The 22,994-nt window shown below is 59.7% G+C and carries 22 protein-coding genes; 16 read left to right on the forward strand and 6 right to left on the reverse strand.

Annotated elements, in window-relative coordinates:
* Positions 1–46 precede the first annotated feature (46 nt).
* Complete coding sequence (locus TK06_RS28130; protein WP_063324697.1) at positions 47–823, reverse strand: AraC family transcriptional regulator; 777 nt, start codon at positions 821–823, stop codon at positions 47–49.
* Positions 824–935: 112 nt separating this feature from the next.
* On the opposite strand from TK06_RS28130, the gene TK06_RS28135 reads away from it, so the two are divergent.
* The 3 genes from TK06_RS28135 to TK06_RS28145 are packed head-to-tail and all read left to right on the forward strand — an operon-like array spanning position 936 to position 2,872.
* A complete protein-coding gene (locus tag TK06_RS28135; protein ID WP_063324698.1) occupies positions 936–1,748 on the forward strand; it encodes a sulfite exporter TauE/SafE family protein in 813 nt (270 codons plus the stop codon).
* A gap of 43 nt (positions 1,749–1,791) precedes the next feature.
* Positions 1,792–2,142, forward strand: a complete 351-nt coding sequence (locus tag TK06_RS28140; RefSeq protein ID WP_063324699.1) for a hypothetical protein — start codon at positions 1,792–1,794, stop codon at positions 2,140–2,142.
* Between the two features lie 31 nt (positions 2,143–2,173).
* Positions 2,174–2,872 carry a DUF6933 domain-containing protein gene (locus TK06_RS28145; protein ID WP_063324700.1) on the forward strand — a complete coding sequence of 233 codons (699 nt, stop codon included), beginning with the start codon at positions 2,174–2,176 and terminating at the stop codon, positions 2,870–2,872.
* Positions 2,873–2,934: 62 nt separating this feature from the next.
* Here TK06_RS28145 and TK06_RS28150 read toward each other — a convergent pair whose 3' ends face one another.
* From TK06_RS28150 to TK06_RS28170, 5 genes are all read right to left on the reverse strand, one after another.
* A complete protein-coding gene (locus tag TK06_RS28150; RefSeq protein ID WP_063324701.1) occupies positions 2,935–3,921 on the reverse strand; it encodes a hypothetical protein in 987 nt (328 codons plus the stop codon).
* A gap of 260 nt (positions 3,922–4,181) precedes the next feature.
* The gene (locus TK06_RS28155; RefSeq protein ID WP_063324702.1) at positions 4,182–4,691 is read right to left on the reverse strand and encodes a BRO-N domain-containing protein; all 510 of its coding nucleotides are present in this window, start codon (positions 4,689–4,691) and stop codon (positions 4,182–4,184) included.
* Positions 4,692–5,091: 400 nt separating this feature from the next.
* A complete protein-coding gene (locus tag TK06_RS28160; protein ID WP_063324703.1) occupies positions 5,092–6,339 on the reverse strand; it encodes a ribonucleotide-diphosphate reductase subunit beta in 1,248 nt (415 codons plus the stop codon).
* Between the two features lie 490 nt (positions 6,340–6,829).
* On the reverse strand, positions 6,830–7,045 hold the full coding sequence (locus TK06_RS28165; RefSeq protein ID WP_063324704.1) for a hypothetical protein: 216 nt from the start codon (positions 7,043–7,045) through the stop codon (positions 6,830–6,832).
* Positions 7,046–7,076: 31 nt separating this feature from the next.
* Complete coding sequence (locus TK06_RS28170) at positions 7,077–7,340, reverse strand: DUF2790 domain-containing protein (RefSeq protein ID WP_003204807.1); 264 nt, start codon at positions 7,338–7,340, stop codon at positions 7,077–7,079.
* A gap of 445 nt (positions 7,341–7,785) precedes the next feature.
* Between TK06_RS28170 and acs the strand changes: the two genes are divergently transcribed.
* The 13 genes from acs to astE all read left to right on the forward strand — a co-directional run bounded on the left by acs (position 7,786) and on the right by astE (position 22,950).
* A complete protein-coding gene (gene acs, locus TK06_RS28175; protein WP_063324705.1) occupies positions 7,786–9,741 on the forward strand; it encodes an acetate--CoA ligase in 1,956 nt (651 codons plus the stop codon).
* A gap of 745 nt (positions 9,742–10,486) precedes the next feature.
* Positions 10,487–11,260: an ABC transporter substrate-binding protein gene (locus tag TK06_RS28180; protein WP_063324706.1), complete on the forward strand. Its 774-nt coding sequence runs from the start codon at positions 10,487–10,489 to the stop codon at positions 11,258–11,260.
* A 90-nt stretch (positions 11,261–11,350) separates the two neighbouring features.
* Positions 11,351–12,040, forward strand: coding sequence for an ABC transporter permease (locus TK06_RS28185; RefSeq protein ID WP_003204800.1), 690 nt, complete (start codon positions 11,351–11,353; stop codon positions 12,038–12,040).
* Positions 12,037–12,735 (forward strand): ABC transporter permease, encoded by a 699-nt coding sequence (locus TK06_RS28190; RefSeq protein WP_063324707.1) that lies wholly within the window; start codon positions 12,037–12,039, stop codon positions 12,733–12,735. The genes TK06_RS28185 and TK06_RS28190 overlap by 4 nt, the downstream gene beginning before the upstream one ends.
* A gap of 56 nt (positions 12,736–12,791) precedes the next feature.
* On the forward strand, positions 12,792–13,556 hold the full coding sequence (locus TK06_RS28195) for an ABC transporter ATP-binding protein (RefSeq protein ID WP_063324708.1): 765 nt from the start codon (positions 12,792–12,794) through the stop codon (positions 13,554–13,556).
* 113 nt (positions 13,557–13,669) lie between these two features.
* The gene (locus TK06_RS28200) at positions 13,670–14,650 is read left to right on the forward strand and encodes a GlxA family transcriptional regulator (RefSeq protein ID WP_063324709.1); all 981 of its coding nucleotides are present in this window, start codon (positions 13,670–13,672) and stop codon (positions 14,648–14,650) included.
* A gap of 410 nt (positions 14,651–15,060) precedes the next feature.
* Positions 15,061–16,281 (forward strand): aspartate aminotransferase family protein, encoded by a 1,221-nt coding sequence (locus tag TK06_RS28205; protein ID WP_063324710.1) that lies wholly within the window; start codon positions 15,061–15,063, stop codon positions 16,279–16,281.
* A gap of 249 nt (positions 16,282–16,530) precedes the next feature.
* On the forward strand, positions 16,531–17,550 hold the full coding sequence (aruF, locus tag TK06_RS28210) for an arginine/ornithine succinyltransferase subunit alpha (RefSeq protein WP_063324711.1): 1,020 nt from the start codon (positions 16,531–16,533) through the stop codon (positions 17,548–17,550).
* Between the two features lie 54 nt (positions 17,551–17,604).
* The gene (gene astA, locus TK06_RS28215; protein WP_063324712.1) at positions 17,605–18,630 is read left to right on the forward strand and encodes an arginine N-succinyltransferase; all 1,026 of its coding nucleotides are present in this window, start codon (positions 17,605–17,607) and stop codon (positions 18,628–18,630) included.
* Positions 18,627–20,096 (forward strand): succinylglutamate-semialdehyde dehydrogenase, encoded by a 1,470-nt coding sequence (gene astD / locus TK06_RS28220; RefSeq protein ID WP_203417452.1) that lies wholly within the window; start codon positions 18,627–18,629, stop codon positions 20,094–20,096. Before astA ends, astD begins: the two co-directional genes overlap by 4 nt.
* A gap of 130 nt (positions 20,097–20,226) precedes the next feature.
* Positions 20,227–21,573 carry an N-succinylarginine dihydrolase gene (gene astB / locus TK06_RS28225; protein ID WP_063324714.1) on the forward strand — a complete coding sequence of 449 codons (1,347 nt, stop codon included), beginning with the start codon at positions 20,227–20,229 and terminating at the stop codon, positions 21,571–21,573.
* Positions 21,574–21,642: 69 nt separating this feature from the next.
* The gene (locus TK06_RS28230) at positions 21,643–21,930 is read left to right on the forward strand and encodes a hypothetical protein (RefSeq protein WP_003178862.1); all 288 of its coding nucleotides are present in this window, start codon (positions 21,643–21,645) and stop codon (positions 21,928–21,930) included.
* Between the two features lie 12 nt (positions 21,931–21,942).
* Positions 21,943–22,950 carry a succinylglutamate desuccinylase gene (gene astE, locus TK06_RS28235; RefSeq protein WP_063324715.1) on the forward strand — a complete coding sequence of 336 codons (1,008 nt, stop codon included), beginning with the start codon at positions 21,943–21,945 and terminating at the stop codon, positions 22,948–22,950.
* The last annotated feature ends 44 nt before the right edge of the window (positions 22,951–22,994 follow it).

A 22,994-nucleotide genomic window follows, 5' to 3' on the forward strand; every position in this document is an offset into this window, starting at 1 on the left:
GTTTTTGTACAGTTGTTTTGAATCCCGATCAATCTCATTTTTTTGATCAATGACCAGCGGTCTTTTCCAGCCAGGCACTCGGCGCGTGTCCCAGTACCCGGCGGAACATGGTGGAGAACGCGGCGGGGCTGTCGTAGCCCAGATCCAGGGCAATGCGGGTTACCGAATCGCCTACGGCCAATCGGGACAATGCCGACATCACACACGCCTGTTGCCGCCATTGGCTGAAACTTGCCCCGGTTTGCTGGCTGAACAGGCGATTGAACGAGCGCAAGCTGATATGTAACTGCGCCGCCCATTGCACGGGCGAGACGTGGGCGTTGGGGTGTTTCAGAAATCCCTGGCACAGGCCTAGCAGACGCGGGTCCTTGGGCAGTGGAAGGTGCAGCGGCAAATGCGCGCTGCGGGCCAGCTCGTGCAGCAACAGATCGATTAATGCACCGTCGCGTCCAGCCTCGTCATAGTCCGGGGCAAGTTCCACGGCTTCCATCAGCAACTGGCGCATCAGCGGCGACACGCTGATGACCTGGCAACGGGCGTCCATGGCCGTTACGGCGGCCGGTTTGATATACAAGCTTCGCGTGCTGACGCCCAGCATCAGCACCTCATGGGCAACCCCGGGCGGGATCCACACCGCCCGTTGCGGCGGCACCACCCAATTGCCGTCCGCGGTGCTGACCTGCATGACTCCGGTGGCGCCGTAGAGCAACTGCGCCCGACGATGGCGGTGCAATGGCAACAAATGTCCGTGGGGGTAATCGGTGCCAATGGCGACGACTGCCCTGGGGGTCGCATCCAATAAATCGATCGAAGTGTTGCGCATCAACGGGCCACTCGTGATTGGCGTAAACGCGAACATTATTGGCCTGTTTGCTACAGCAGGCCAAGCGTCGCTTACCCATCGTGGGCGCCCACATTTCACGGAATCACCTCGAATGTTCTATATATTGCTCGCATGCTTCGGCTGCCTGAGTGGCGTGACAGCCGTGCTGTTCGGGTTCGGCGGCGGCTTTGTCGTGGTGCCCTTGGTGTATCGCATGCTGACGGTCCATCACACCGGTGACGTCATCGGTGAGTCGGCGATGCACATCGCCGTCGCTACCTCCACCTGCGTCATGATCGTCAACGCCCTGGTTGCCACTCGAAAACAACGCCGCGCCGGTCAGTTGATTCGTCGTTATTTGTGGCCGTTCGGCGGCTTCATTGCCCTGGGCGCGGCCCTCGGCGCAGCTACTGCCACCTGGATGAGCGGCGAGATTATCCGCTACGCTTTCATTGCCTACCTGGGCCTGACCATTTTGGATTGCCTGCTGCGGCGAGGTTTTCTGACACACACCAGCGATGCCGTCCCACGACCTTTGGCGACAATGGAGACCGCGTTGGGTGGCACCACCATCGGAATCATCGCCACGGTCCTGGGGGTTGGCGGCAGCGTCATGACCGTGCCGTTGCTACGCCGCTGCGGCCTGAGCATGTCCCAGGCCACGTCGATGGCCAATCCGCTGAGCTTGCCCGTCGCGTTGGCCGGTACTGTTACCTACATGGCCATGGCCGGTTTCACCGATACAGACTTCGGCCCGTGGTTTATCGGTTATATCGATCTACTGGCCTTTGTTGCGCTCACACTTGGCGCGTTACTGGGCATTCGCCTGGCAACGCCATGGATCGGGCGGATACCGGATCGGCTGCACGCGTGGGTCTATATTGGATTGTTAGTCATTGTGATGCTGGGCATATCGATACAATAAATCGCTGCACGGCGTTGCTCGAAATCCAGTGAAGGAGGGTGCCATGTCGATATCCGACAGTGACTGGAAGAGTTACAACGAACTCTACGATCTGGCGCTAGAGCGCTTCTGCCAAGGCGTTCTTGCTGATGCCCAGACCATCGCTCAGAGCGAAGCTTTATCAGCTCACGCGCGATATCGTACGCTCTATCGCCTCATGCGAAATCGGGACAAGGACTTGGCGATGGCATTCAATGTATCTCGACGCCGAGACGTCTCTTTATCTTTGAGATTGATGATTGCATATGACCTGCTGAGCGATCAGGAATTGGCGGTCCTGAGCGAGGAGCTGCGTGAAAGGGTTTCTGACGCCGTTCGCCAACCCTTTGAGATTGAATGGGCTGAAGACACATAAGTATTTTTCAAGCATTTTCCAGAGAGTCTGAATGTTAATCTTCAACTGCACCGAAGCGGCCAGCAACTTCTTCAGCCGCGTGAGCAAAGGTAAGAAAATTACCCCAGTGGAGAAACCACCATCACCCGTTATCGAGGACGATGAGGTGGTGGTTGAGTTCGCCGAACAGTGGCTGGTCCATGCTATCACCGTGCAGCGCAAACACGTGTTGTTCGTCATCCATGTGCAAACCCGTTACTGCATGATTTTCGCCGATGCTAAAAAAGCTGATATTGAAGGTTTTGTTCAGCGGTTTTCCGAGCGATGGATCAATGGCCTGATGCGTCACGCGGGACAGCACGACCTCCTTCGCTGGGTCGATGATGAACCGATGATGGAACGCTTCCGGGAAAGTTGCCGTGAGTACGTTTTTTACAAACGTGGTCATCGTGGTGCGCAAAAGCACATCAACGAAATTTCCTGGATTTTCGAGGACTGTGCCGCCGAATGGGGAACGTTACCCACAGATGAATACGCTGCGGGCCGCTTCGATGGCAATAGGAATAACACCCCGAGAAGCAGTAAGGGGCATAAGGACTATTACTACCCGGATGAGGAAATGATCATTCACTGGTTGCGGGTGTACGGTGGCGTGGATGATTCCGCCGCCGAGGCTGCTCGTGAACGACGTATGGAAGTGAGACGGGAAATCTGGGCACTCGAACGGCAACTTGCGCAAGAAGCGCAATGAATAGGAAAAGCGACGACGCTCCGCAGCTCGTCGTCTGAGTCACAACAGTCTCTCAGGCGAAATTACTTTTCATCCAACCCCGGCGCTTCCCGAATAATGAAGTGATCCAGGTTCTCGATATTGGCACTGAACACCCCGAACGTCTGGTCGGGGTTTTTCTTGCTCGGTACCTGCTTGAGCTCCGGCGTCACGCCATAAAAGAAGCAATACAACGGCGCATCACTGTCGGCGGCGTGCTTGATCTCTTCCAGGAACGCTTTGCGCTTGCGGTAGTTATCGATCAGCTTCTTGCTCAGGTAAACGTTGACCGAGTAAGGCTTTTTCTTCGTCTCGTCCGGTTGTTTGAACCAGACCTTGGGTTCGAAATCGATGCGAAAGCTTTGCGTGTAATCCTTGATCTCCTTGATCTTGCCCCAGTAAATGAGCCCCTTGTTATCCAGCAGGTACTCGATCTTCTTGAAGAACGACCCATAGGGCGCCGTGTGCTCGCCAATCTTCAGCATCATGCGCTTGAGCAGGTCCTTGTCCGCGAAGTTCGACACGAAGCACTCCACCGGATGGGCGAAGACATGGGTCTTGTCCGGTGCCGAGTCACGGCCCGGGTGCTCGTCATGCCTGGCGGCTGAAGGCATGCGCTCATCGCGTATCACGTCTGCCGTCGCCGTCGGGTTGGACGGCTTGCGCACATACTCACGCCGAGTCAGCAACAACTCCGAAGGGAAATGCTCCTCCCGCCCGTCATCCGATTCCGCGCCATCCACTTCCAGGCCCGAGGCTGGCGCCTTCAGGCTGACATAAGGGCAACCCTCGATATGCCGCGTGCTGGGGATGTTCTTGAAGTGCGGCGTGCGCACGTAATTCACATTCTTGGCGTTGAACGTCCCCAACACATTCGCCGCATCAAACGCCATTCGACAGGCATCGTTGGGGCACTGGAACTGTTCTTTCGCGGAATCGAACGCCACCGTCTCGTCGAAATTCAGATCGCGCACGTCATAAATCGACAGCTTGTCGTCGAGGCTGCGGCAGTAGGCGAGGTCGAATTTCATGGTGGGCTCGGGTCCTTGAGGGGGAAGGGTATTAATAGCGGGAGGCGGGGTGGGTTGCACTGACTGTTTTCAGATCAGAGCAAATTTGTAGCAATGCCCCGCCCATGGACAGCGCCCGAGACGTTATTGATATTCTTCCAGCTCAACACCGACCCTGTGGCGAGGGAGCTTGCTCCCGCTGGGCTGCGCAGCAGCCCCCAACCTCATTTCACCAACGAAAAACCGCCGCCCGAACACGAACGACGGCTTCAGATTGAGCTTCAAAACCCCCGCAAAACCCGCGACGCCTTCCGCCACCAAGACTCATGCTGGCCAAACGGATCATCCACCAACACCGCCGGCATATCCCGCAAGCGAATCCATGGTTCATCCAGCCAATGCAGCATGCAGAGCGACATCTTCGGCCAATCCAACACGCTCAACGTCGGCCGCTCCACCTTATGCGAGCAGCGCTCATCCCGCAGCGTAGGCACCACCTGATACGTGATCCACTCACGCAGCAACCGATACTCAGGGCAGTAGTGATAAACCAACAACGCATAAATGCCCGACTCGCTCAGCATCAGACGTTCCTCGGTCAACCCGTGGACATGCACGAGCATCATCCGACGCTGGTCAGGGTCAAGCTTGCGGGTCATGCGCTCATCGAGGTGCTTGCTCATCAAGCGTCCCAAGTCGCAGGCGCTGAACCAAGCCTGGTTTTCAACCAAGAGGGCATGAAGATGGAGGTTGTGACGGGTGAACGATCCCGGGAGATAAGCATCAGGCATGATTGATCTCCAAGGTATACGGAGAGCAGGGTGAAATTTTTGTGGGCATAACCACCTCTACGTTCGAAGGTTAGCGGCGCGAGCCCGACGTAGAGGATGTAAGAAAATCCCAACAAGCTATTTCCCTACACAGAATTGCTCATGTTCTTAGACAACATGCGCTTCTATGGGGGGGCGATCAGCTACTACGTTGGGCGTTTCTTAGGCACCTGCGACTAAGATAGGTAACGAGGCGATACGGCGTCAATGCGGAAGGATTCTGAGTTTTTCGTAGGGCAAAGGTAGCGCGCCTGCGCCAGAGTTAAACGCGGCTTTGGTTCTGCAGAACACAAAAAACCCCGTTTTCACGGGGTTTTAAGTTAAGTCGCTGGTGGTTCAGCTCAGGATTTCTCTCTCGAAATCAATCCCAGCTCAAAGCCCCACCCGTCTGATACTCAATCACTCGCGTCTCAAAGAAGTTCTTCTCTTTCTTCAAGTCCATGATCTCGCTCATCCAAGGGAACGGGTTAGTCGTGCCTGGATACTCTTCCTTCAGACCAATCTGCGACAAACGACGGTTAGCGATGAACTTCAGATAGTCTTCCATCATCGCCGCATTCATCCCCAACACGCCGCGAGGCATGGTGTCGCGGGCGTATTCGATCTCCAGCTGCGTACCCTGCAGGATCATCTGGGTCGCTTCTTCCTTCATCTCGGCATCCCACAAGTGCGGGTTTTCGATCTTGATCTGGTTGATCACGTCGATGCCGAAGTTCAGGTGCATGGATTCGTCGCGCAGGATGTACTGGAACTGCTCGGCGACGCCGGTCATTTTGTTGCGGCGGCCCATGGAAAGGATCTGGGTGAAGCCACAGTAGAAGAAGATGCCTTCCAGGACGCAGTAGTAGGCGATCAGGTTGCGCAGCAGCTCTTTGTCGGTGTCCGGGGTGCCGGTTTCGAACTTCGGATCGGAGATCGAACGGGTGTATTTCAGGCCCCAGGCGGCTTTTTTCGCGACCGATGGGATCTCGTGGTACATGTTGAAGATCTCGCCTTCATCCATGGCCAGCGATTCGATGCAGTACTGGTAGGCGTGGGTGTGGATCGCCTCTTCGAAGGCCTGGCGCAGGATGTACTGGCGGCATTCCGGGTTGGTGATCAGGCGGTACACGGCCAGGACCAGGTTGTTGGCAACCAGGGAGTCGGCGGTGGAGAAGAAGCCCAGGTTGCGCATCACGATGCGGCGCTCGTCGTCGGTCAGGCCTTCCGGGTTTTTCCAGAGGGCGATGTCGGCGGTCATGTTGACTTCTTGCGGCATCCAGTGGTTTGCGCAGCCGTCCAGGTACTTCTGCCAGGCCCAATCGTATTTGAATGGCACGAGCTGGTTGAGGTCGGCGCGGCAGTTGATCATGCGCTTTTCGTCGACGGCGACACGGGCGGAGGCGCCTTCGAGTTCGGCGAGGCCTTCGGCGATGTCGAGTTTGTCGAGGGCGGCCTTGGCGCGAATGATCGCGGCCGAGTCGTTGGCCGTCACGGCCCGGGCTTCGAGGGCGGCGGCACCGCCGGCGCTGTCGAGGCGGTCCATGTTGGCTTCAGAAGCGTGGCCGGCGTTGGCGCCTTTTACAGCGACTTCGCCGTCTTCTTTGTCGAATTCGTCCCAGCTCAGCATGACGTGTCGTCTCCTGCGTGAGGGCCAGATGCCCAATGAAGGCCTACTGGCCGCGGTGGATCTTGGAAAAATCGTTTGTTGCAGCAGCTGACGCAGGCAATAAACAGAAAAATGTACGGGTCATTCTGAAGCGGCTGTGTACGCGAGGAGGCGATGAGCCTCTGCGGGGGCTTCAGGCTGGCTTGATCCCCTGTAAGGGAATATTGCAGGCCCGTTTAAGGCGGCATTATAAGGACTTTTTTGCCTACGTGCTGCGGCGAAATAGCTCACAGAAGGGGTAGCGGCTGGCATATCCGCGTGGGAGCGAGGGTTTACAAGGCTTTGGCCGCTGAAGATTTTTTTTGCATGGGTTGCGGGGCGGGTTTTTTTGATCAAAAAATGAGCGTTTTTTACGGTTTTGCACTACATGTTGTGTTTATGGAGGGTTTTCGGCGCTTTCAGACACAACCAGGCCCGATCGAAGTCGGGCCGTGGAAAATGCCAGTAATGATCAGCCGATACGGGCCGAACCGGTTTGATCGTAGCCATCTTCCGCGACGGTAGCGGAGCCGGTACGGTCGTAGCCGTCTTGCGCGACGGTAGCAGAACCGGTGCGGTCGTAGCCGTCTTCAGCGACCGCGGAACCGGTGCGATCAAATCCGTCGGCGGCGAAGGTGTTGCCGGCCAGTACGGACAGGGTCAGGACGAGGATCAGTGGGGTTTTCATGGTGGTTGCTCCCGATTGGTTTAAAGGTTGATCAGCCGTTGGAGCAGCCGTTGCCCATGACGCTGTAGCGCAGGATGTGGCGCTGGCCCTTGGAATCGTCGTATTCCATCTTCGCCGGGACCACTTCGCAGACGTTCGGGATTTCGCTCATGGAAATGACTTTGGCGATGTCCAGGTGGGTGGAGTAGGTGTACTCCTCAATGGCCGGTTTTTGCTGTGCAGCATCGGTCGGGAGCTCGTCTGCCATCGCGGTGGCGCAAAGGCTGCCGAGGACCAGAACCCATAAAGCTTTCATCTGATTCACCTTTCTTGAGGTCGAGTGGGGTCACGCAACCTTTTTGGGGTTGCGTGTGGAGCAAGTATTGGAAGTTGGATTAACGGCCTTCGTGGGGGCTGTGTTGCGTTAATCGTGTTTGCCGGTTGGCGAGATGAATTTTAGGGAGTGGGGCGGGGCACAAAAAGACTCGGTTTTGATAAACACTGTTGGTTGATCTGGTAATAATCGCTGCAGGTGGGGGGATTGTCTGCTGTATCTATGTTGGATGGGCTACCGCCATCGCGAGCAAGCTCGGCTCCCACAGGCTCGGCTGCTGCACAGGGAAAAGCCTGGCGGGAGGGAGTTGCACGTTAGTACCGACATTTTGTAGGGACTTGTTACTACCATCGTCGAATGGTTCTATAGGCCCGCCCCGGGCTACAACGGGATCATACAAAAACAACTATTCACCGAGGTAAGAAAGATGAGTGCGGCTTCTGTGTATCCCGTTCGCCCCGAGGTTGCGGCCAATACGCTGACTGACGAGGCGACCTACAAGGCCATGTACCAGCAGTCGGTGGTCAACCCGGACGGCTTCTGGCGCGAGCAGGCCAAGCGCCTCGATTGGATCAAGCCTTTCACCACGGTGAAGCAGACGTCCTTCGACGATCACCATGTCGATATCAAGTGGTTCGCCGACGGCACCCTGAACGTTTCCTACAACTGCCTCGACCGTCACCTGGCCGAGCGCGGCGATCAGGTGGCGATTATCTGGGAGGGCGATGACCCTGCCGAGAGCCGCAACATCACCTATCGCGAGCTGCATGAAGAAGTCTGCAAGTTCGCCAACGCCCTGCGCGGCCAGGACGTGCATCGCGGCGACGTGGTGACGATCTACATGCCGATGATCCCCGAGGCCGTGGTCGCCATGCTGGCTTGTGCCCGGATCGGAGCGATCCACTCGGTCGTTTTCGGCGGCTTCTCGCCGGAAGCACTGGCCGGTCGGATCATCGACTGCAAGTCCAAAGTGGTGATCACCGCCGACGAGGGCGTTCGCGCCGGCAAGAAGATCCCGCTCAAGGCCAACGTCGATGACGCGTTGACCAACCCGGAAACCAGCAGCATCCAGAAGGTCATCGTGTGCAAGCGCACCGCGGGCAATATCAAATGGAACCAGCACCGTGACATCTGGTACGAAGACCTGATGAAGGTGGCCGGTACCGTTTGCGCGCCGAAGGAAATGGGCGCCGAAGAAGCGCTGTTCATCCTCTACACCTCCGGTTCCACTGGCAAACCCAAGGGCGTGCAGCACACCACGGCCGGCTACTTGCTGTACGCGGCGCTGACCCATGAGCGCGTGTTCGACTACAAGCCAGGCGACGTCTACTGGTGCACCGCCGACGTCGGCTGGGTCACCGGTCACAGCTATATCGTCTATGGCCCACTGGCCAACGGCGCGACCACACTGCTGTTCGAAGGCGTGCCGAACTACCCGGACATCACCCGAGTGGCCAAGGTTGTCGACAAGCACAAGGTCAACATCCTCTACACCGCGCCGACCGCCATCCGCGCGATGATGGCCTCGGGCACTGCCGCCGTCGAAGGTGCTGACGGCAGCAGCCTGCGCCTGTTGGGTTCGGTCGGCGAGCCGATCAACCCGGAAGCCTGGGACTGGTACTACAAGAATGTCGGCAAGGAGCGTTGCCCGATCGTCGACACCTGGTGGCAGACCGAAACCGGTGGCGTGCTGATCAGCCCACTGCCAGGCGCCACGGCGTTGAAGCCAGGTTCGGCCACGCGTCCGTTCTTCGGTGTGGTGCCGGCGTTGGTGGACAACCTCGGCAACCTGATCGAAGGCGCGGCCGAAGGCAACCTGGTGATCCTCGATTCGTGGCCAGGCCAGGCGCGTACGCTGTACGGCGACCATGACCGTTTTGTCGACACCTACTTCAAGACTTTCAGCGGCATGTATTTCACCGGCGACGGTGCGCGTCGCGACGAGGATGGCTACTACTGGATCACCGGTCGGGTGGATGACGTGCTCAACGTGTCCGGCCACCGCATGGGCACGGCCGAAATCGAGAGCGCCATGGTCGCCCACCCGAAAGTCGCCGAAGCGGCGGTGGTCGGTGTGCCGCACGACATCAAGGGGCAGGGCATCTACGTCTATGTCACCCTCAATGCCGGCGAAGAAACCAGCGAGGCGCTGCGCCTGGAACTGAAGAACTGGGTGCGCAAGGAGATCGGTCCGATTGCTTCGCCGGATGTGATCCAGTGGGCGCCGGGGCTGCCAAAAACCCGCTCTGGCAAGATCATGCGCCGCATCCTGCGCAAGATCGCCACGGCGGAGTACGACGGGTTGGGTGATATCTCCACCCTGGCCGACCCGAGCGTGGTGGCGCATCTGATCGAGACGCACAAGACCATGAACGTTGCCTGACGGCGGTTTGTGACCTCAAGCAGCCCCGCCTGGCATTTGCCTGGCGGGGCTTTTTTGTGGGGCCTGTCTGATCCTGAATAAGGTTTACACCTATTTCACGGCTGGACGCTCTTGTGGCGAGGGAGCTTGCTCCCGCTCGGCTGCGCAGCAGTCGTAAACCGGCCCATGCGGTATGACCGAACGACCGCGGTGCCTGGCTTTGGGGCTGCTGCGCAGCCCAGCGGGAGCAAGCTCCCTCGCCACAGGGTTTTGTGTTTGGCCGACATGGTCTGCGAATAAATATCGATCTTCGTCGTCAGACGCTTCCGAGCGTTACCGGTGTTTCGAAATGTGTAACCAAAGGCGCCACAACGGGGCGATGTGAAACGCCAAGCCCCGATACAGGGCGCTTTCGGGCGTCTGCAAAAATAAGCCGACACGCTGTGCTTGCCGGATTAGAAGGGTTTGCGAATAATGGGCCCGCTATTTGCAGCATAGATCGGTTTCCCTTCTTTTGCTCTTGCATGAATTTGCGGGGCTGTCAATGCGCTTGAACAGCTTTCTCGGTGCTTCTGTAATTTGTTGTCGCATTGAAGAAATATCGGCTTCGGGCCTGTCGTTAGAATGCCGATCACTCGCTCGTCGTGGCTCGTGTTGAATAAACCGTGAGCTTCCTAGGACGCAGCACCAAAGTTCGTTTCACTCATTCGCATATTGGGCTGTTGCTCACTCTGCCGTTTTTGCCCTTTACCGATGGAGTCCCAAGATGAAGAAACTTGTGCTGCTTGGCGCCCTGGCACTGTCCGTGCTGTCCCTGCCAACCTTCGCTGATGAGAAGCCCCTGAAGATTGGTATTGAAGCGGCTTACCCTCCGTTCGCCTCGAAAGCTCCAGATGGCAGTATCGTCGGTTTCGACTACGACATCGGCAATGCGCTGTGCGAAGAGATGAAAGTCAAGTGCGTGTGGGTCGAGCAAGAGTTCGACGGTCTGATCCCGGCGCTCAAGGTCCGCAAGATCGACGCGATCCTGTCGTCCATGTCGATCACCGAAGATCGCAAGAAGTCGGTTGATTTCACCAACAAGTACTACAACACCCCGGCTCGTCTGGTGATGAAGGCCGGAACCCAGGTCAGCGATAACCTGGCCGAGCTCAAGGGCAAGAATATCGGCGTGCAGCGCGGTTCGATCCACGAGCGTTTCGCCCGTGAAGTCCTGGCCCCGCTGGGTGCCGAGATCAAGCCATACGGTTCGCAGAACGAGATCTACCTGGACGTGTCCGCTGGTCGTCTCGACGGCACTGTGGCAGACGCTACGCTGTTGGATGACGGCTTCCTCAAGACCGATGCCGGCAAGGGCTTCGCATTTGTAGGTCCAGCCTTCACCGATGAGAAATACTTCGGCGACGGCATCGGTATCGCGGTTCGCAAGGGCGATGCGCTGAAAGACAAGATCAATGGCGCGATCACCGCCATCCGCGAGAATGGCAAATACAAGCAAATCCAGGACAAATACTTCGCTTTCGACATCTACGGCAAGTAACGACGTCCCGCCACTCGTGCGAAATGGCGCAAGCAACAGGATCTCTGCGGTTTGCGCCATTTTTTCATCCCACTTTCGAGGACCTGAATCATGTTGAAAGGCTACGGGGCTGTCATCCTCGATGGCGCATGGTTGACGCTTGAGCTCGCCTTGTCGTCCATGGCCCTGGCCATCGTCCTGGGGTTGATCGGCGTTGCGTTGCGCCTCTCTCCGGTGCGCTGGCTGGCGTGGCTGGGCGACCTGTATGCCACGGTCATTCGCGGTATTCCCGATCTGGTGCTGATCCTGCTGATTTTCTACGGTGGCCAGGACTTGCTCAACCGCGTGGCGCCGATGCTCGGCTACGACGATTACATCGACCTGAACCCGCTGGCGGCCGGTATCGGCACTCTGGGGTTCATCTTCGGTGCCTACCTGTCGGAAACCTTCCGCGGTGCCTTCATGGCGATCCCCAAGGGGCAGGCCGAGGCGGGCATGGCGTACGGCATGAACGGGTTCCAGGTGTTTTTCCGGGTGCTGGTGCCGCAGATGATTCGCCTGGCGATCCCGGGCTTCACCAACAACTGGCTGGTGCTGACCAAGGCCACCGCGCTGATTTCCGTGGTGGGCCTGCAAGACATGATGTTCAAGGCCAAGCAGGCGGCAGATGCCACGCGCGAGCCTTTCACCTTCTTCCTCGCAGTGGCGGCGATGTACCTGGTGATCACCAGTGTCTCGTTACTGGCATTGCGTCACCTTGAGAAGCGCTACTCGGTAGGCGTAAGGGCGGCTGATCTATGATCTTCGACTACAACGTCATCTATGAAGCCTTGCCGCTGTATTTCAGTGGCTTGTTGACCACTCTGAAGTTGCTGGCCCTGTCGCTGTTCTTCGGCCTGCTGGCGGCGTTGCCCCTGGGGCTGATGCGTGTGTCCAAGCAGCCGATCGTCAACATGACGGCCTGGCTCTACACCTACGTGATCCGCGGCACGCCGATGCTGGTGCAACTGTTCCTGATCTACTACGGGCTGGCGCAGTTCGCGATCGTTCGCGAAAGCTTCCTCTGGCCGTGGCTGTCCAGTGCGACCTTCTGTGCGTGCCTGGCGTTCGCCATCAACACCAGCGCCTACACCGCCGAAATCATCGCCGGCAGCCTGCGGGCCACGTCCAATGGTGAGATCGAAGCGGCCAAGGCCATGGGCATGTCGCGCTACAAGCTGTATCGCCGGATCCTGCTGCCATCGGCCTTGCGTCGGGCGCTGCCGCAATACAGTAACGAAGTGATCATGATGTTGCAGACCACCAGCCTGGCCTCCATCGTGACCCTGATCGACATCACCGGCGCCGCGCGTACGGTGAATGCGCAGTACTACTTGCCGTTCGAAGCCTACATCACGGCCGGCGTTTTCTACCTGTGCCTGACTTTTATCCTGGTGCGCCTGTTCAAGCTGGCCGAGCGCCGCTGGCTGGGTTACCTGGCCCCGCGCAAGCACTGATAACGCATCGATCCGATCGACTGCTCAACGACTGACGTTTTGTGAGAACCGACCGCATGTACAAGCTTGAAGTCCAAGACCTGCATAAACGCTATGGCAGTCACGAAGTGCTCAAGGGCGTGTCCCTGAAAGCCGCCGCTGGCGATGTGATCAGCATCATCGGCTCCAGTGGCTCCGGCAAGAGTACCTTCCTGCGTTGCATCAACCTGCTCGAGCAACCCCATGCTGGCAAGATCCTGCTCAACAACGAAGAGTTGAAGCTGGTCGCCGGCAAGGACGGCGCGTTGAAGGCCGCAGACCCCAAGCAACTGCAGCGCATGCGTTCGCGGCTGTCGATGGTGTTCCAGCATTTCAACCTGTGGTCCCACATGACCGCGTTGGAAAACATCATGGAAGCGCCGGTGCATGTGCTGGGCGTGACCAAGGCTCAAGCGCGGGAGAAAGCCGAGCACTACCTGAACAAGGTCGGCGTGGCCCATCGCAAGGATGCCTACCCGGGCCACATGTCCGGCGGCGAGCAGCAGCGTGTGGCGATCGCCCGTGCGCTGGCGATGGAGCCGGAGGTGATGCTGTTCGACGAGCCGACCTCGGCCCTCGACCCGGAACTGGTAGGCGATGTGCTCAAGGTGATGCAGGGCCTGGCCCTGGAAGGCCGGACGATGGTGGTGGTGACCCACGAAATGGGCTTTGCCCGTGAAGTGTCGAACCAACTGGTGTTCTTGCACAAAGGTATCGTCGAAGAAAGCGGCAACCCGCGCGAAGTGCTGGTCAATCCGCAATCCGAGCGCTTGCAACAATTTCTTTCGGGCAGCCTCAAGTAATCGCTCCCGTTACGCACCTGATTTGGGTCATGCTGCGCACCGCGCGCCAGATGGTCTAATTTGGTTGCAGCCGCTTTTGGCTTTAACACTGTTTTCGCTTCGGATCGCCCGCCATGACTGCCCATCGAATAGGTTTCCTGATTTGGCCCAGCACTAAAGCCTTGACGCTGGCGCTGGCCGAGGAGGCCTTGCGTGTTGCTCAGCGGGTGCATCCGGATGTGGTCTATGAACTGTCGTTCTTGCAGGCCGAACCACCGATCGACGGTGCCTGGCAACTGCCGGGCGAGCCCTGGGCTGGCAAGCTCGAAGGCTTGCAGAAGCTTTTCCTGCTGGCCGATGAGCCGCCGGCTGCGCTGGCCTCATCCCTGAGCAGCGCCCTCAAGCAACTGGTGCGTGCCGGTTGTGTGATTGGTGGTTTGTCTGCCGGTGTCTATCCCCTGGCCCAACTGGGTTTGCTCGACGGTTACCGTGCCGCCGTGCATTGGCGCTGGCAGGACGATTTCTCCGAGCGCTTCCCCAAGGTCATCGCCACTAGCCATCTGTTTGACTGGGATCGCGATCGCCTGAGCGCTTGCGGCGGCATGTCGGTGCTTGACCTGTTGCTGGCGGTGCTGGCTCGCGATCACGGCGCGGAACTGGCCGGTGCGGTGTCGGAAGAGTTGGTGGTCGAGCGCATTCGCGAGGGCGGCGAGCGTCAGCGCATCCCGTTGCAGAACCGTCTTGGCTCCAGCCATCCAAAGCTCACCCAGGCAGTGCTGTTGATGGAAGCCAACATCGAAGAGCCGCTGACTACCGACGAGATCGCCCAGCATGTCTGTGTATCCCGTCGACAGTTGGAGCGGATCTTCAAGCAATACCTCAATCGCGTGCCCAGCCAGTATTACCTGGAATTGCGCCTGAACAAGGCCCGGCAGATGCTGATGCAGACCAGCAAATCCATCATCCAGATCGGCCTGTCCTGCGGCTTCTCCTCGGGGCCGCACTTCTCCAGCGCCTACCGCAACTTCTTCGGCGCCACACCGCGGGAAGACCGCAATCAGCGCCGCAGCAGCAGCCCGTTCGAACTGTCGTCGGTGCCGTCCGAGCGGGGCTAGGGCTGGCGCGGTTCCTGTGGTAAGGCAACTTACCCGTGGCGAGGGAGCTTGCTCCCGCTGGGCCGCGAAGCGGACCCAAACGGCAAAACCGGTGCTTCAGATTGATCGGGGGCTTTTCTGGGGGACGCTGCGCGCCCCAGCGGGAGCAAGCTCCCTCGCCACAGATAACGCCTCTCAAGCTCCAGTTGTGGCTGGCCAGGGAAATATGGATGCAGGTGCCTCAAATCCCTTGGCAACGTTTAAACTGCGCCTTTGCGACGCTATTTGTCGCATTGCCGTAAACCCGCGAAAAACGTGGGTTGGCGCTATAAGAAGTTGTCGCTTGGCGGCAAGGCCGGGCTGAAAACTGTCCTTACAATCCTTACCAAGCCCGCCAGTTCCAGGCGGGTGTTCCTCATCAGGAGACTCCGATGTCCGTTGAGCAAGCCGCGGTACAACGCGCCGATTTCGACCAGGTTATGGTTCCCAACTATGCACCTGCTGCCTTCATCCCTGTGCGTGGTGCCGGTTCCCGCGTATGGGACCAATCCGGTCGTGAGTTGATCGACTTTGCTGGCGGTATTGCAGTCAACGTCCTGGGCCATGCCCACCCGGCACTGGTCGGTGCACTGACCGAACAGGCCAACAAGTTGTGGCACGTGTCCAACGTATTCACCAACGAGCCGGCCCTGCGCCTGGCCCATAAGTTGGTCAACGCAACCTTTGCCGAGCGCGCGTTCTTCTGCAATTCGGGCGCCGAAGCCAACGAGGCCGCCTTCAAGCTGGCCCGTCGCGTCGCGTTCGATCGTTTCGGCAGCGAGAAGTACGAAATCATCGCCGCACTCAATAGCTTCCACGGTCGTACCCTGTTCACCGTCAACGTCGGCGGGCAGTCGAAGTACTCCGACGGCTTCGGTCCTAAAATTACTGGCATCACCCACGTTCCTTACAACGACCTGGCCGCTTTGAAAGCCGCCATTTCGGATAAGACCTGCGCCGTGGTGCTGGAGCCGATCCAGGGCGAGGGCGGGGTGCTACCGGCCGAGCAGGCCTACCTGCAAGGCGCCCGCGACCTGTGCGATGCCCACGACGCATTGCTGGTGTTCGATGAAGTGCAGACCGGCATGGGCCGCAGCGGTCACCTGTTCGCCTACATGCATTACGGCGTGGTCCCGGACATCCTCACCAGCGCCAAGAGCCTGGGTGGTGGTTTCCCGATCGCGGCGATGCTCACCACCGAAGCGTTGGCCAAGCACTTGGTCGTCGGCACCCACGGCACCACCTACGGCGGTAACCCGCTGGCCTGCGCGGTGGCCGAAGCGGTGATCGATGTGGTCAATACGCCTGAGGTACTCGGTGGTGTCAAAACCAAGCACGCCAAGTTCAAGGCGCGCCTGGAGCAGATCGGCGAGAAGTACGGCCTGTTCACCCAAGTACGCGGCCTGGGCCTGCTGATCGGCTGCGTGCTGAACGACGCCTGGAAAGGCAAGGCCAAGGACATCTTCAACGCCGCCGAACAGGAAGGCCTGATGATCCTGCAAGCCGGCCCGGACGTGATTCGCTTCGCCCCGAGCCTGGTGGTGGAAGACGCCGATATCGACGAAGGCCTGGATCGTTTCGAGCGGGCCGTGGCGAAGTTGACCCAAGCCTAAGGTTGAGTCGGACCCCTTGTGGGGGCGAGCTTGCTCCGGGCGGCGATCCGACGATGGCGTCGGATCAGCCAGCATCGATGTTGACTGGCACACTGCTATCGCGAGCAAGCTTGCTCCCACAGGAGTCTTGCAGCGGCTGAAAAATCGAAGACCGCCGCAGATGCAATGCGGACCCGCGTGTTCGTTTAGTTTTTTCTGTGTATCGACCCTGATGGTCGAACCGTTTATTTCAAGTTAAGGAGTGACACCATGCTGGTGATACGCCCCGCGCAAATGGCTGATCTGGGCGAGGTACAGCGTCTGGCTGCGGACAGTCCGATCGGTGTCACTTCCTTGCCGGATGACGTGGAACGCCTGAGCGACAAGATCGCCGCAAGCGAAGCCTCGTTTGCCGCCGAAGTCAGCTTCAACGGTGAAGAGAGCTATTTCTTCGTCCTTGAAGACACCACGACCGGCAAGCTGGTGGGCTGTTCGGCCATCGTCGCTTCGGCCGGTTATTCCGAACCGTTCTACAGCTTTCGCAACGAGACTTTCGTTCACGCCTCCCGTGAGCTGAAGATCCACAACAAGATCCACGTGCTCTCCCAATGCCACGACCTGACTGGCAACAGCCTGCTGACCAGTTTCTACGTGGTGCCGGAGCTGGTGGGTTCGCCATGGTCGGAACTCAATTCCCGCGGGCGCCTGCTGTTCGTCGCCAGCCACCCGGAACGGTTTGCCGATTCGGTGGTGACCGAGATCGTCGGCTACAGCGATGAGAATGGCGACTCGCCATTCTGGGACGCCATCGGTCGCAACTTCTTCGACCTCAACTACGCCGCCGCCGAGCGCTTGTGCGGGTTGAAAAGCCGTACCTTCCTCGCCGAATTGATGCCGCACTACCCGATCTACGTACCGCTGTTGCCGGACGCCGCCCAGGAAGCCATGGGCCAGGTCCATCCGCGGGCGCAGATCACCTTCGACATCCTGATGCGCGAGGGTTTCGAGACCGATCACTACATTGACATCTTCGACGGTGGCCCGACCCTGCACGCTCGTGTCTCGGGCATCCGCTCGATTGCCCAGAGCCGCGTGGTGCCGGTCAAGATCGGTGAACCGGTCAAGGGTGCCGGCCGCCAGTACCTGGTGGCCAATGCCCAGTTGCAGGATTACCGCGCCGTGCTGCTCGAGCTCGATTACGCGCCGGGCAAACCTGTGACGCTGGACATGGAAGCGGCCGAAGCCTTGGGCGTCGGCGAAGGCGCCAGCGTGCGCCTGGTAGCCGTATAACGCTTTACAGCTGAGTTTCGCGGGTGGCGTGAGCGACCCGTTTGAGGAGATAGCATGATCGTTCGTCCCGTACGCAGCAGCGATTTACCCGCTCTGATCGCCCTGGCCCGCAGCACGGGCACCGGCCTGACCACCTTGCCGGCCAACGAAGAGCGCCTGGCCCATCGGGTCGGCTGGGCCGAGAAGACCTTTCGCGGCGAAGCCGGGCGCGGTGACGCGGACTACCTGTTCGTGCTCGAAGACGATGACGGTCGCGTGGTGGGCATTTCCGCCATCGCCGGTGCCGTGGGGTTGCGTGAGCCCTGGTACAACTTCCGGGTCGGCCTGACGGTCAGCGCCTCCCAGGAGCTGAACATCTACCGGGAAATCCCGACCCTGTTCCTGGCCAACGACCTGACCGGCAATTCCGAGCTGTGCTCGCTGTTCCTGCATGCCGATTTCCGCAGTGGTCTCAATGGCCGCATGCTGGCCAAGGCGCGGCTGTTGTTCATTGCCGAATTCCCACAGCTGTTCGGCAACAAGATCATCGCCGAGATGCGCGGCATGTCCGACGACAAGGGGCGTTCACCGTTCTGGGAAAGCCTGGGCCGGCACTTCTTCAAGATGGAATTCAGCCAGGCCGATTACCTCACCGGCGTGGGCAACAAGGCGTTCATCGCCGAGCTGATGCCCAAGTTCCCGCTGTACACCTGTTTCCTGTCCGAAGATGCCCGGGCCGTGATCGGCCAGGTTCATCCGGACACCGAACCGGCATTGTCGATGCTCAAGAGCGAAGGCTTCAGCTACCAGGGTTACGTCGACATCTTCGACGCCGGCCCGGCGGTGGAGTGCGAAACCGGCAAGATCCGCGCGATTCGTGACAGCCAGGCGCTGGTGCTGGCCATCGGTACGCCGGGTGATGACGCCACGCCGTTCATCATTCATAACCGTAAGCGCGAGGACTGCCGCATCACGGCGGCACCGGCGCGCCTGGCTGCGGGCACCCTGGTGGTCGATCCGCTGACTGCCAAACGTCTTCAACTCAATGCCGGCGATCAGGTGCGTGCCGTCGCGTTGTCTGCTGCTCGGGAGTCGAAATAATGAATTCGCTGTACATCGCAGGAAGTTGGCTGGAAGGCCAAGGTGACGTTTTTGAGTCGTTGAACCCGGTGACCCAGCAGGTGTTGTGGTCGGGCAAGGGCGCCACGGCTGCGCAGGTGGAGTCGGCGGTGCAGGCCGCGCGCCAGGCGTTTCCGGGCTGGGCTCGGCGCACGCTGGATGAGCGCATCCAGGTACTGGAAGCCTTTGCCGCGACCCTGAAAAGCCATGCTGACGAACTGGCCCAGTGCATCGGTGAAGAAACCGGAAAACCGTTGTGGGAAGCGGCGACCGAAGTCACCACCATGGTCAATAAAATTGCCATTTCGGTGCAGAGCTACCGCGAGCGGACCGGCGAGAAGAGCGGCCCCCTGGGCGACGCCACCGCCGTGCTGCGCCACAAGCCCCATGGCGTGGTGGCGGTGTTCGGCCCCTACAACTTCCCCGGTCACTTGCCCAATGGCCACATCGTGCCAGCGCTGCTGGCCGGTAACAGCGTGCTGTTCAAGCCGAGCGAGCTGACGCCGAAAGTCGCCGAGCTGACGGTCAAGTGCTGGGTCGAGGCTGGTCTGCCGGCGGGCGTACTGAACCTGCTGCAAGGCGCGCGGGAAACCGGTATCGCCCTGGCGGCCAACTCGGGCATCGACGGACTGTTCTTCACCGGCTCCAGCCGTACCGGCAATCTGTTGCACCAACAATTTTCCGGGCGTCCGGACAAGATCCTCGCGCTGGAAATGGGCGGCAACAACCCGCTGGTGGTGGATGAGGTGGCCGACGTCGATGCTGCGGTCTACACCATTATTCAGTCCGCTTTCATTTCCGCCGGGCAGCGCTGCACCTGTGCGCGCCGCCTGCTGGTGCCGGAAGGGGCCTGGGGCGATGCCTTGCTGGCGCGCCTGGTGGCCGTCAGCTCGACCCTTGAAGTCGGTGCCTTCGACCAGCAACCGGCACCCTTCATGGGGGCGGTGATTTCCCTGGGCGCGGCGAAGGCGCTGATGGACGCGCAGAACCATTTGCTGGGCAAAGGCGCGGTGCCGCTGTTGAGCATGACCCAGCCCCAGCCTCAGGCGGCATTGCTGACGCCGGGTATCCTGGACGTGACGACCGTGGCCGAGCGGCCTGATGAAGAACTGTTCGGGCCGTTGCTGCAAGTGATCCGCTACAAAGATTTCGCAGCGGCAATCACCGAGGCCAACAATACGCAATATGGCCTGGCCGCCGGGTTGCTGTCCGATTCCCAGGAGCGTTACCAGCAGTTCTGGCTGGAGAGCCGTGCCGGTATCGTCAACTGGAACAAGCAACTGACGGGGGCTGCCAGCAGCGCGCCGTTCGGCGGTGTCGGTGCCTCGGGCAACCATCGCGCCAGCGCTTATTACGCGGCTGACTATTGCGCGTACCCGGTGGCTTCCCTGGAAACCCCGAGCCTTGTCATGCCGGCTGCCCTGACCCCCGGCGTGAGAATGGCGTAGCCCTTTTCGCGAGCAGGCTCGCTCCCACAGGAATTGCGCAAGACCCTGTGGGAGTGAGCCTGCTCGCGATAGCCGCGCCGCGGTTGTTACTTGATGCCTATAAAAAACAGATTCTCGTGGAGCCTCGCTGATGAAATCCTATGAAGTCAACTTTGACGGTCTAGTGGGGCCGACCCATAACTACGGCGGGCTCTCGTACGGCAACGTCGCGTCCCAGAGCAACAGCCAGCAGTCCTCCAACCCCAAGGAAGCGGCGTTGCAGGGCCTGGCGAAAATGAAAGCGCTGATGGACATGGGTTTCCAGCAAGGGGTGCTGGCGCCACAGGAGCGCCCGGACGTGGCGGCCCTGCGTCGGTTGGGTTTTGCCGGCAGCGACGCCCAGGTCATCCAACAGGCCGCGAAAGAAGCGATGCCGCTGCTGGTCGCCAGTTGCTCGGCCTCCAGCATGTGGGTGGCCAACGCCGCCACCGTCAGCCCGAGTGCCGACACCGCTGATGGTCGCGTGCATTTCACCGCCGCCAACCTGAATTGCAAATACCACCGCAGCATCGAACATCCGACCACCAGTCGTGTGCTGGGGGCGATGTTCGCCAACCAGCAACACTTCGCCCACCACGCCGCGTTGCCAGCGGTGGCGCAGTTCGGCGATGAAGGCGCGGCCAACCACACCCGTTTCTGCCGCGCCTACGGTGAGGCCGGTGTCGAGTTCTTTGTGTTCGGTCGCAGCGCTTTTGACACCCGCTATCCCGCGCCGCAGAAATACCCGGCGCGCCAGACCCTGGAAGCTTCCCAGGCTGTTGCCCGCCTGCACGGGCTGAGGGAGGAGGGCGTGGTGTACGCTCAACAGAACCCATCGGTGATCGACCAGGGTGTGTTCCACAACGACGTGATCGCGGTGGGCAATGGCGAAGTGCTGTTCTATCACGAGGACGCGTTTCTCGAGACCGACAGGATGTTGGCCGAGCTGAGCAGCAAACTCGCCAAAGTCGGTGGGAAATTTCAGTCGGTGTGCGTGCCGCGTTCGGCGGTGACGGTGGATGATGCGGTGCGCTCCTACCTGTTCAATAGCCAGTTGCTGTCGCGTCCCGACGGCTCGATGCTGTTGATCGTGCCGGAAGAGTGCCGTGGCAACGAGCGCGTCTGGCAATACCTGCAGGGCCTGACGGGCACTGGCGGGGTGATTCGCGAAGTGAAGGTCTTCGACCTCAAGCAAAGCATGCAGAACGGTGGTGGCCCGGCTTGCCTGAGGTTGCGCGTGGCCCTTAATGAAACCGAGCTGGCGGCGGTCAACCCAGGGGTTATCATGACCGCGCCGCTGTACGATTCGCTGACCCAATGGGTCGAGCGGCACTACCGCGACCGCATGACCGAAAACGATCTGGCAGACCCCCAGTTGCTGCTCGAATGCCGTGGGGCACTGGATGAACTGACACAAATCCTTAAACTTGGCTCGGTTTATCCTTTCCAGATCAATTGAAAGCGCGCGCGACCTGACTACAGTCAAAGCAGGGCGCGTTGCCTTATCCCCAGACGAGAATGTAAAGACATGAGCGATACCTTGCAGCTGATCCTTGAAGACACCGACGGCACCCAACTGGAAACCTCCTGCACCCGCGTCGCGGTGATGTGGCAAGGCAAGGAGTTGTGGATCCAGCAGGATGGCCGTGGTCAGTTGCTGATCGGCGTCGATGTCGAGGAAGGGGACGAGGAATACGCCAACCTGTTGTTGCGTCCATTGGCGACCAACCTGGTCAGCCTGCAACTGGAAATGGAACCGGCGGACGTCGGCGACGATGACCATGTCCATGGCCCGGATTGCGGCCACGACCATTAAGGAAACCGCGCTATGCTCGCCCTCGGCAAACTGCTTGAACTGACCCTCGCCGGCCGTGAACCGGCGGAGAAGACTCAACTGACTGTCGAAGGCGTACGGATGCGCTGGTTGAGCGAGGGCGCGCTGGAGGTCAAGCCGCCCGAAGCCCGTGATAACGGTCTGGACCTGCTGCTGTCGGCCGGTATCCACGGCAACGAAACCGCGCCGATCGAGCTGCTCGACCGCTTGCTGCACGACATCGCCCGTGGCCATTTGAAGCCTCGGGCCCGCATTCTGTTCCTGTTCGGCAACCCCGAGGCCATACGGCGCGGTGAGCGTTTCGTCGAACAGGACGTCAACCGCCTGTTCAATGGCCGCCATGAGCTGAGCGGCGGTCCTGAGGCGCTACGGGCCTGCGAGCTGGAGCGCCTGGCCGCCAGTTTCTTCAGCCGGCCAGAACGCAGTCGCTTGCATTACGACCTGCACACCGCCATCCGCGGCTCGAAGATCGAGCAGTTCGCCCTCTACCCGTGGAAAGAAGGTCGCCAGCATTCACGCCGTGAACTGGCACGCCTGCGTGCCGGGGGCATGGAGGCGGTGTTGCTGCAGAACAAGCCGTCCATTGTGTTCAGCGCCTACACCTACGACCAGCTCGGTGCCGAGTCCTTCACCCTGGAACTGGGCAAGGCCCGGCCATTCGGACAGAACGACGGGGTCAACGTCAGCCTGCTGGAAACCCGCCTGCAACAGATCATCGAGGGCAACGAGCCGGAACTGGATGAAGGGCTCGATGGCCTGCAGCTGTTCAGCGTGGCCCGGGAAATCATCAAGCACAGCGACAGTTTCCGCCTGAACCTGCCGGCGGACATCGAGAACTTCTCGGAACTGGGGAAAGGCTACGTGCTGGCCGAAGACATTGCCCAGACCCGCTGGGTGATCGAAGAAGAGGGCGCCCGGATCATCTTTCCCAACCCCAAGGTCAAGAATGGCTTGCGGGCTGGGATTCTGATCGTTCCGGCTACGGATGAAAACCTGGCCTGACGCCACATCTTTCCAATGTGGGAGCAAGCCCGCTCCCACAGTTT

Origin of the sequence: Pseudomonas fluorescens (assembly GCF_001623525.1) — a bacterium.
GTDB lineage: Bacteria > Pseudomonadota > Gammaproteobacteria > Pseudomonadales > Pseudomonadaceae > Aquipseudomonas > Aquipseudomonas fluorescens_Q.